The organism is Rhodococcus sp. APC 3903 (assembly GCF_030407755.1).
Taxonomy (GTDB): domain Bacteria; phylum Actinomycetota; class Actinomycetes; order Mycobacteriales; family Mycobacteriaceae; genus Rhodococcus_F; species Rhodococcus_F erythropolis.
Genome location: NZ_JASDCV010000080.1, coordinates 1 through 1436, shown reverse-complemented (window position 1 = coordinate 1436; position 1436 = coordinate 1). Strand labels below are relative to the sequence as shown.

Below are 1436 nucleotides of genomic sequence, written 5' to 3'. Positions count from 1 at the left end.
ATGGTTCGTACGGATCGTGCGCCATGCGAATCCTTTCTGTGACAAGAGAGCTCGATGTGCGTAGAGCTCACGGATCTATCTACGTGCTCGTCAGGAATTGAGCAGGAAATGTTCCAGAACACGTGTCCCGAACAGTAGTGCGTCCACCGGAACTCGCTCGTCGACGCCGTGGAACAGCGCGCTGAAATCCAGCTCGGGCGGCAACTGCAAAGGTGCGAAGCCGAAGCAGCGAATGCCCAGTTTCGCGAATGCCTTCGCGTCGGTTCCGCCGGAGAGCATGTACGGAACTGTGCGAGCCTCCGGATCATGGGCGAGGATCGCCTCGTTCATGGCGTCGACGAGATGGCCGTCGAACGTTGTTTCGTACGAATCCAGCTTGGTGATCCACTCGCGGGTCACGTCGGGACCGATCAGTTGGTCCACCGTGCGCTCGAATTCGGCCTGACGTCCCGGCAGCACGCGGCAGTCGAAGACCGCCTCGGCAGTCTGCGGAATGACGTTCGCCTTGTATCCGGCCTTGAGCATCGTCGGGTTCGCCGTGTCACGGAACGTCGCCCCGATGATGTTGGCGATCGTCCCCAACTTCGCGAGAGTCCCGTCGATGTCAGGTGATCCCGGATCGAAGTCCAATCCGGTCTCTTCGCCGACGGCGGTCAGGAACTCCGCGACCGAATCCGAGATCACGATCGGGAACTGATGAGCAGCAAGCCTCGAGACCGCGCCGGCGAGTGTCGCGACCGCGTTGTCGTCGTGGAGGAAGGAGCCGTGCCCGGCACGTCCCTTGGCCGTCAGACGCATCCAACCGAGGCCCTTCTCCGCAGTCCCCACGAGGTAGAGCCGGCGGTCGGTTCCGTCCGGCCGCGGAACCGTCAGCGAGAAACCGCCCACCTCACCCACGGCCTCGGTCACTCCCTCGAACAGATCCGGGCGGTGCTCGACCAGCCACTGGCATCCGTACTTGCCGCCCGCTTCCTCGTCCGCCACGAAAGCGAACACCAGATCACGCGGCGGTACGACGCCTTCCGCCTTGAACTGCCTGGCAAGAGCCAGGATCATCCCGACCATGTCCTTCATGTCCACGGCGCCGCGCCCCCAGACGTAACCGTCCTGGACGGTGCCGGCAAAGGGATGGACGCTCCAGTCGGCGGGCTCGGCCGGAACGACGTCGAGGTGACCGTGAAGCATCAACGCACCACGACCCGACTCAGCTCCCTTCAAACGAGCAAAGACATTTCCTCGGCCGGGCGCACCGGACTCGACGTATTCCGTCTCGTAACCGACTTCTTGAAGCTGCGCGGCAACCCACTCCGCGCACGCACGCTCACCCTTGGTGGTTTCGAGTTCTCCCGTGTTCGAGGTGTCGAAGCGGATGAGAGAACTGACCAGTTCGACTACTTCTGCTTCGGCTCTGCTCGGATTCGGATTATTCGGGGTTG

At 62.6% G+C, this 1436-nt stretch carries 1 protein-coding gene; it reads right to left on the bottom strand.

Features of this window, described 5'->3' with window-relative positions; genetic code table 11:
* Positions 1 to 90: 90 nt before the first annotated feature.
* Complete coding sequence (locus tag QMA15_RS32570; RefSeq protein WP_290289304.1) at positions 91 to 1386, bottom strand: M20/M25/M40 family metallo-hydrolase; 1296 nt, start codon at positions 1384 to 1386, stop codon at positions 91 to 93.
* Positions 1387 to 1436: the final 50 nt, after the last annotated feature.